Consider the following 7,463-nt stretch of genomic DNA (forward strand, 5'->3'; position numbering starts at 1 on the left):
CGCCGGCTTTCGCCGGCGTTTTTCCTGTGCATCAAGCGCAGCCGATCAGTACTTCGGCACGCCGTTGTCCACTTCGTCCGACCAGGCATCGATGCCGCCGGTGACGTTGAACACCTTGCTGAAGCCCAGCGCACGGAACTGCTCTGCTGCCTGCGCGCTGCGGCCACCGTGGTGGCACAGGAAGGCCAGGGCGGTGTCCTTGGGCAGGGCTTCCAGCTCGGCGCGGCCGTTGCCATCGAAGCTCTTGAACGGTACGCCGACAGCAGCGATGGCGCGTTCTTCGGCCGGGCGCACGTCCACCAGCATCACGTTGCCGGCACGCACCAGGTCGTCGGCATCACGCACGCTGATTTCCTGCACCGGCTTGGGCGCGTTCGGGTTGTCGATCGCCAGGCCCTTGCCACGGATGTCGTCGACCCAGTCGATGGTGATGCCATCGGCGCGGCGGGCGCTGGCCAGGTCGAACTGCACGCGCAGGCCGTTGGACTCGGCGGCGATCGCGCCTTCATCGTACGGGGCCAGCTGGAAGTTCGGCTGGAAGCGGGCATCGATGCCCAACTGCAGCGACGCCCCCGGTGAATCGGCCAGCGCGCCCTTCAGCATTTCCACCGCGGCGGGGGTGACGGTGATGCGCGGCGGGGTGCGGTCCGGTGCAGCCAGGCCCAGCACGCTGCTCAGCTCGCCGCTGGCGGCCATCTGCAGCACGATGTCGCTGCCGCCGACCAGTTCGCCGTCGATGTACAGCTGCGGGATGGTCGGCCAGTCGCCATAGGCCTTGATGCCTTCACGGATCTCCGCGTCAGCCAGCACGTTGACGTGGGCGAACTCCACGCCCAGGTCCTGCAGGGCACCCACGGCCTTGGCCGAGAAGCCGCACTGCGGCATCGACGGCTGGCCCTTCATGAACAGCACGACGCGGTTGTCGTTGAGGATGGTTTCGATGCGCGAACGCAGGGCGGGATCGAGGGACATGGCAGTCATGGGTCCGAAAAATTCGAATCATCAATTCTACCCCCCATGGCATCATGGGGCATGACCAACGCAGGAACATTGCATCGCATCCCGACCCGGCCCTGGCGCTGGGTGCCCTGGCTGGTGCTGTCGCAGCTGGCCGTGATCCTGGTCTGGGTGCTGGCGGGCTGGCACTGGGGCCTGGCCCTGATGGTGGCAAGCCACGCGCTGTTCATGGTGCCGGTGTTCCTGCCCAACAGCCGCTTCTACGCGCCGGTGCTGAGCCGGTTGCCCGAGGCTGGCAACAGCGTCTGGCTGACCATCGACGACGGCCCCAGTGAACAGACCCCGGCGGTGCTGGATCTGCTGGATCGGCACCAGGCGAAGGCGACCTTTTTCCTGGTCGGCGAGCGCGTATTGGCGCATCCGGCCTTGGTGGAGGAGATCCTGCGTCGCGGACACGACCTCGGCAACCACAGCCACAGCCATCCGCAGGCGCGCTTCTGGCGGCTGGGCCCGGGCACGATGGCGGCGGAGATCGAGGGCTGCCAGCAGGCGCTGCAGGCGGTGAGTGGGCGACCGGTGCGCTGGTACCGCTCGGTGGTGGGCATGACCAACCCGTTCGTGGCGCCGGTACTGCGCAAGCTGGGCCTGGTGCGCGTGGGCTGGAGCGCCCGCGGTTATGACGGCGTCGGCTGCACCCCGGATGGCGTGCTGGCGCGTCTGCTCCCGGACCTGCGCCCGGGCGCGATCGTGCTGCTGCATGAAGGTGCCGCACATGGCCACAACCTGGCCATCATCGAACGGGTGCTGCAGGTGCTGGACGAGCGCGGCCTGAAAGCCGAACTGCCGGCCAGGTGACCGGTAGCGCCGGACCGCGCCCGGCGAGCGCGCAGCGCGGCAAGAGCGAAGCGACCCGCGTTTGCTCATCGCTTTTCTCCTGTCTTCCGTGGTGGACGCGCCCGTAAACCGTCCGTGTCCGGGTGGGGTGGGCTGCGCGGGGTATCCGCGCCATGGATGGCGCGGCTAAGCCCCCAAGGAGGGGTTCACGGCGTCCCCGCGCAGCCCATCCCGCCCGGGCAGCCCCCGTAGACCGCCGCCCACCACGAGGGGCTCAGCCGTTGGCCGCAGTTCCCGGCCGCTCGGCCACCAGCAACCAGCTGTTGAACGGCGTGCGCCCATGCAGCGGACGCAACGGAGCCACCTGCATGCCGGCAGCCGCCAGCGTGGCCTGCAGCCGCTGCGGATCCGGGTAGTGGCGAGGTCGCGTGCCCATCCAGCCGACCAGCCAGGCCAGTCGGTCAGCCACCCGCGTGGTGCGGTCGCGGCGGTCGCCGGTCGCCAGCGGCGTGCGCAGCAGCAGGCGGCCACCGGGCGCGACCCGCGCGCTCACCGCGCGCAGCAGCTCCAGTTGCGGCGCTTCGTCCAGGTACTGCAGCACATCCAGCAGCAGCACATGTCCACCATGCACCGGCAATGGCGCCTGCACATCCAGACAGTCGAACCGTACGTCGGCCAGGCCACTGCCGGCGCGCTGCGCACGGGCGATCTTGTCGCTATCCACGTCCACCCCGAGGTACCGCTGCTGGCGACCGCGCTGGCGCAGCACATGTGCGAACAGGCCCAGCCCGCAGCCCAGGTCGAGCACCGGCTGGCCGTCATCGGGAAGGTGCTGCAGCACGCCGTCATACAGCGGGTCGCTGCCCAGCTTGCCGCGCGTGTAGTAGTAATCGCGGCGGCTGCCCCAGGCCTGCATCGGCCGGAAGGACTCGGCGATCAGGCGCGCCTGCCCGGCATCCAGTGGCGAACAGGGCAGGGGCGTGCCGTTCCGTGGCGTGCCGTCCATCGTCTCAGTCCGTCCTGCCCAGCAGGTGTGCGGCCACCGGCAGCGCACGCGCGCTCCACAGCGCGTACATCCGTGCGGACGGGTGCAGGCCATCCTCGGCGATCATCGCCGGGTCAGCGCCGGTGTCGCGGCTGATATCGGTGATGTCGACGAAGGCAACGCCCTGCTGGGTGCTGATCACCTCGGCGGCAGCGTTGAACTCGTCGGTTTCCAGTTCGATCTGGCCCAGGTCGCGGCCGCTGCCTGCACCGTACGGCGTGGTGCCCCAATCCGGGAAGGACAGCACCAGGACCCGGTCCGCACGGCCGCCGGCAAAACCAATCGCGCGCTGCAGCAGGGCCTGGAACTGCACCTGGTACTCGTCCAGCGGACGCCCGCGATACTGGTTGTTGACGCCGATCAGCAGGCTGACGAAGTCAAACGGCCCTTGCGGCGCAACGTCGTCGATGCCGGCGTCGAGCTCGTCGGTGGTCCAGCCGGTGGTGGCGATGGTCTGCGGGTCGCCCAGCGCGATGCCCTGCGCGCGCAGGGCGGCCGCGAGCTGATGCGGCCAACGGCCGTCGACCGCGACCGCTTCACCGATGGTGTAGGAATCGCCCAGGGCCAGATACGACAAGCCCATCGATCAAGCCACCGACCGGCGGGGCTTCATCGGCACCACCTTGGTGGCGTCTTCGGCACGGCGGGCGAGGGCGCGGTCGATACGGGCGAACACGTCGCGCATCACCGACGCCTCCGGCAGCAGGGTCACGCGGAAGTGATGGCGGTAAGGCACGTTGAAGCTCGAGCCCGGCACCACCAGCACGCCGTCGTTGTTCATCAGGTCCAGCGCGAAATTATGATCGTCGAAGCCCTTGGCAGCGGCACCGACCACGGCCGGGAACGCGTACAGCGCGCCGGCGGGGGCAACCAGCGACAGGTGCTCGCTGGCCTCGCAGGCTTCGATCACTGCACGACGGGTTTCATACAGGCGGCCACCCGGTGCGCACAGCTCCGAAATGGTGTCCGGGCCGTTCACTGCGGCGTCGATGGCGTACTGGCCCGGCACGTTGGCGCACAGGCGCAGTGCGCCCAGCAGGTCCAGCGCGGCGCGGAAGTCGCCCAGCCGCGCGTCGTCGCCGCTGAGGTGTGCCCAGCCCACCCGCCAGCCGCAGGCGCGGTGCACCTTGCTCAGGCCACCGAAGGTCAGGCAGGGATGGTCACCGGCCAGCGGTGCGACCGGCTGGAACACCGCGTCGTCGTACAGGATCTGGTCGTAGATCTCATCGACCAGCAGCAGCAGGTTGTGGCGGCGCGCGATCTCGACCACCTGCTCCAGCAGCTCGCGCGGGTAGCTGGCGCCGCTGGGGTTGTTCGGGTTGATCAGCACGATGGCGCGGGTGCGCGAGGACACCAGCGTCTCGATCTCGCTCGGGTCTGGCTGGAAGCCGTTCTCGGCGGCGCAGCGGTAATACACCGGGCGGCCATCGTTGAGGATGGTCGAGGCCGACCACAGCGGGTAGTCCGGCGAGGGCACCAGCACTTCGTCGCCCGGGTTGAGCAGCGCACGCAGCGACAGGTCGATCAGCTCGCTGACACCGTTGCCGACGAACACGCGGTCCGGATGCGCATCCGGTGCGCCACGGCGGGCGTAGGCAGCGGCGATTGCCTCGCGGGCGACCGGCAGGCCCTGCTGGTGGGTATACGGATCGGTGCGGCCCATGTCATCGGCGATCGCGCGCTGCAGGTGTTCCGGTGCACGGAAGCCGAAAGCGCCGGGATTGCCGATGTTGAGCTTGATCAGCTTGTGGCCCTGCGCTTCCAGCTCCCGGGCTCGCCGTGCCAGTTCTCCGCGGATTTCGTAGCGCACTTCGGAAAGGCGCTCGCGGATGACCAGGGGTTTGGGCGAGGGAGTGGACATGGGCGGTGGGCCGCAAAAGGCATGGGGCTTCCATGGTAGCGGAATTGCTGCAGCGCATGGCAAGGGCCGCAGGGCCCGCCAGCATTGGGCTGGGCGGCACCACACAGGTAGAATGGCGGCGATGACCCAGACCCCCGATTTCACCGCTCTGCAGACCATTGGCTGGCCCTGGCCGGGCCCGCCGCAGCAGGCCGACTGGCAGGCTGTGATGGCCGCACACCCGCAGGCCCACCCGGCGCGGGTGATCGAGCAGCATCGCACCCACTATGTGGTGGCTGATGGCCCGGAGGCATCGATCAAGGCCGAATCGCTGCCGGAGTGGCAGCGCCCGCGCTTCCCCAGCCACGAACGGCCGGCGGTGGGCGACTGGGTGCTGCTGGATGGCATCCGCATCGTTGCCCTGTTGCCGCGACGTACCGCCATCAAGCGTGGCGCTGCCGGTGAGCATTACCACCAGCAGGTGATCGCCGCCAACATCGATACCGTCTTCATCGTCTGTGGCCTGGATGCGGACTTCAATCCGCGCCGTATTGAACGCTACCTGCTGCTGGTGGGCGGTGGCGGTGCCGAACCGGTGGTGGTGCTGACCAAGGCCGACCAGACCGAGTACAGCGAAGATGCGCTGGCGGTACTGGAAGAACTGGAGATGCAGGGCATCGCCCTGCATGCGATCAATGGCCTGGATGCCAACAGTGTTGCAGTGCTGGAGCCGTGGCTGGGCCCCGGCCGCACGGTGGTGCTGGTGGGTTCTTCCGGTGCGGGCAAGTCGACGCTGACCAACACGCTGCTGGGCGAACAGCGGATGAAGACCAATACGGTGCGCGCCAACGATTCGCGCGGCCGTCATACCACCACCCACCGCGCACTGATGCCACTGCCGATGGGCGCCTGCCTGATCGATACGCCGGGCATGCGCGAACTGAAGCCGACCGGCGAAGAAACGCTGGCCGAAGGCGGTTTCGCCGACATCGAAGCGCTGGCCGCGCAGTGCCGCTTCCGCGACTGCATGCACCAGCAGGAACCCGGCTGTGCCGTGCGTGCGGCGATCGATGCCGGCGAGATCGAAGAGAGCCGGCTGCTGAATTACTTCAAGTTGAAGGAAGAAGTGGCCGCCGCCGCCGCCAAGCTGGCCGTGCGCCAGGCCGAGACCGCGCAGGAACGCGGTGGCAGGAAGGGCAAGAGCCAGCAGTTCCGCCCGGCGGGCAAACCGCGCCGGCGCTAAGGCTGGAGAATGGTGGCTGCCAACCTTGGTTGGCACTGTCACGGCAGGGGCAGCCCAGTAGATCCACGCCATGCGTGGATGCTTCCCGCGCATGCATATCTGTGCCAACCAAGGTTGGCACCTACCAACGCGCGGGCAGGGCGTTATAGTCCGCCCATGGAACCGACCGCGACGCTGGACCGTGACGTGGCCCACCATGCAGCGCTCGATGCGCGCCTGGTCGAGGCCGTAGGAGGCATCCGCCTGCTGGGCCTGACCAGCTGGCCGGCGACACTGCAGGCACCCTTCCTGGACAGCGTGGCCCGTGGCCAGCCGACGCTGCCGGTGGTCGACTACCCGAAGCTGGACTTCAGCGACGAGCGTCGCGCGCTGGCCGCGCTCGCTGCCGAGTGTGACGAAAGCCATCCGCTGGGCCATTACGTGCGGCAGTCCGCGCAGAGCTGGGATCTGGCCGCGCAGCTGCTGGAAGGCCTCGGCACCGCGGCCGTGGATGCTTGTTCGATGCAGTTGTTCGGTTCGCCCGAGCAGCCGTTGCCGGGCAACGGACCGAGCACGCGCGATGCGGCGCGCCACTTCATCCAGATTGCTGCCGAACTGGATCACGAACTGCTGGCACCGGAAGAGCAGGTGCCGGTCTCGGCGATCGCCCTGCAGCTGCAGCTGCAGAATGATCTCGATGCGTTCTTTGAATCACGCATCATCCAGGTGCAGCTGGACCCGGAGCTGGTCTCGAAGGCGGCTGCCGGACCGACCCGCATCCGCCTGCGCACCAGTGCGCGTTTCAGCGCCTACGATCGCGCGCAGCTGTTCCATCATGAAGCGCTGGTGCATTCGTTGACGGCGTTGAACGGTCGCGCGCAGCCGGTGCTGCCGAGCCTGGCGCTGTCCTCGCCTCGGGTGACGGCCACCCAGGAAGGACTGGCGACGTTTGCCGAGCAGATCACCGGCAGCATCGACATCGAGCGCCTGAAGCGCATCAGTCTGCGTACCGAGGCGATCGCGATGGCGCGCGAAGGTGCGGACTTCATCGAGGTGTTCCGCTACTTCTGCGATGCCGGGCAGAACCCGGAAGAGAGCTTCGCGTCGGCGCAACGGGTATTCCGCGGTGTGCCGCCGAGTGGCGGCCTGGCCTTCACCAAGGACACGGTGTACCTGCGCGGGCTGGTGTCGGTGCATACCTTCTTCCGCCACATGCTGGCCGAGGATCGCCTGCAGGTCTGCCGCTGGTTGTTCGCCGGCAAGATGAGCCTGACCGATGCGATCGCGTTCGCCCCGTTGTTCGAATCGGGCGTGCTGAAGCCACCGCGCTGGCTGCCGCACTGGATGAGCCGGGCCAACGGCCTGGCCGGCATGCTGGCGTTCTCGCTGTTCGCCAACCGCATCCGGATGGACCAGCTGGCACCGGAATGAAATGCGTTGGCGGCTTGTGGCGTCTTGATTGATATCGGGGAGAGCGGGGGGCTTGCGCTGGCCAGGACACGCCGCAAGTACGTCCCTGTAGGCTCGGCCACGGCATCCATGCCGTGGACGGTCCTGGCCAGCCC

Annotated in this window: 7 protein-coding genes; 3 read left to right on the forward strand and 4 right to left on the reverse strand. The window is 68.2% G+C overall.

All coding sequences use genetic code 11. The features are described from left to right. Positions 1 to 45 precede the first annotated feature (45 nt). On the reverse strand, positions 46 to 972 hold the full coding sequence (gene grxD, locus AC3WTC_RS16330; protein ID WP_025874107.1) for a Grx4 family monothiol glutaredoxin: 927 nt from the start codon (positions 970 to 972) through the stop codon (positions 46 to 48). 60 nt (positions 973 to 1,032) lie between these two features. On the opposite strand from grxD, the gene AC3WTC_RS16335 reads away from it, so the two are divergent. After that, positions 1,033 to 1,812, forward strand: a complete 780-nt coding sequence (locus AC3WTC_RS16335; protein ID WP_033831985.1) for a polysaccharide deacetylase family protein — start codon at positions 1,033 to 1,035, stop codon at positions 1,810 to 1,812. A 253-nt stretch (positions 1,813 to 2,065) separates the two neighbouring features. Here AC3WTC_RS16335 and AC3WTC_RS16340 read toward each other — a convergent pair whose 3' ends face one another. The 3 genes from AC3WTC_RS16340 to AC3WTC_RS16350 are packed head-to-tail and all read right to left on the reverse strand — an operon-like array spanning position 2,066 to position 4,697. Beyond that, a complete protein-coding gene (locus tag AC3WTC_RS16340) occupies positions 2,066 to 2,797 on the reverse strand; it encodes a class I SAM-dependent methyltransferase (RefSeq protein ID WP_032975423.1) in 732 nt (243 codons plus the stop codon). 4 nt (positions 2,798 to 2,801) lie between these two features. Beyond that, entirely contained in the window at positions 2,802 to 3,419 is a 618-nt protein-coding gene (locus AC3WTC_RS16345) for an SGNH/GDSL hydrolase family protein (RefSeq protein ID WP_312401160.1), read from the reverse strand. Positions 3,420 to 3,422: 3 nt separating this feature from the next. After that, positions 3,423 to 4,697, reverse strand: a complete 1,275-nt coding sequence (locus AC3WTC_RS16350) for a pyridoxal phosphate-dependent aminotransferase (protein ID WP_099843618.1) — start codon at positions 4,695 to 4,697, stop codon at positions 3,423 to 3,425. A gap of 112 nt (positions 4,698 to 4,809) precedes the next feature. Here AC3WTC_RS16350 and rsgA point away from each other — a divergent pair, with 112 nt between their 5' ends. Both rsgA and AC3WTC_RS16360 read left to right on the forward strand, forming a co-directional pair. Further along, positions 4,810 to 5,919 carry a ribosome small subunit-dependent GTPase A gene (gene rsgA / locus AC3WTC_RS16355; RefSeq protein WP_492711953.1) on the forward strand — a complete coding sequence of 370 codons (1,110 nt, stop codon included), beginning with the start codon at positions 4,810 to 4,812 and terminating at the stop codon, positions 5,917 to 5,919. A 156-nt stretch (positions 5,920 to 6,075) separates the two neighbouring features. Continuing rightward, positions 6,076 to 7,329, forward strand: coding sequence for a flavohemoglobin expression-modulating QEGLA motif protein (locus AC3WTC_RS16360; RefSeq protein ID WP_059065065.1), 1,254 nt, complete (start codon positions 6,076 to 6,078; stop codon positions 7,327 to 7,329). The last annotated feature ends 134 nt before the right edge of the window (positions 7,330 to 7,463 follow it).

The organism is Stenotrophomonas sp. FW305-C-20-S1 (genome assembly GCF_058783335.1).

Excerpts from the sequence above, each read along its gene's own strand:
- grxD (WP_025874107.1), bottom strand. The coding sequence starts at position 972 with ATGTCCCTCGATCCCGCCCTGCGTTCGCGCATCGAAACCATCCTCAAC.
- AC3WTC_RS16350 (WP_099843618.1), bottom strand. The coding sequence starts at position 4,697 with ATGTCCACTCCCTCGCCCAAACCCCTGGTCATCCGCGAGCGCCTTTCC.
- rsgA (WP_492711953.1), top strand. The coding sequence starts at position 4,810 with ATGGCGGCGATGACCCAGACCCCCGATTTCACCGCTCTGCAGACCATT.
- AC3WTC_RS16335 (WP_033831985.1), top strand. The coding sequence starts at position 1,033 with ATGACCAACGCAGGAACATTGCATCGCATCCCGACCCGGCCCTGGCGC.
- AC3WTC_RS16345 (WP_312401160.1), bottom strand. The coding sequence starts at position 3,419 with ATGGGCTTGTCGTATCTGGCCCTGGGCGATTCCTACACCATCGGTGAA.
- AC3WTC_RS16340 (WP_032975423.1), bottom strand. The coding sequence starts at position 2,797 with ATGGACGGCACGCCACGGAACGGCACGCCCCTGCCCTGTTCGCCACTG.
- AC3WTC_RS16360 (WP_059065065.1), top strand. The coding sequence starts at position 6,076 with ATGGAACCGACCGCGACGCTGGACCGTGACGTGGCCCACCATGCAGCG.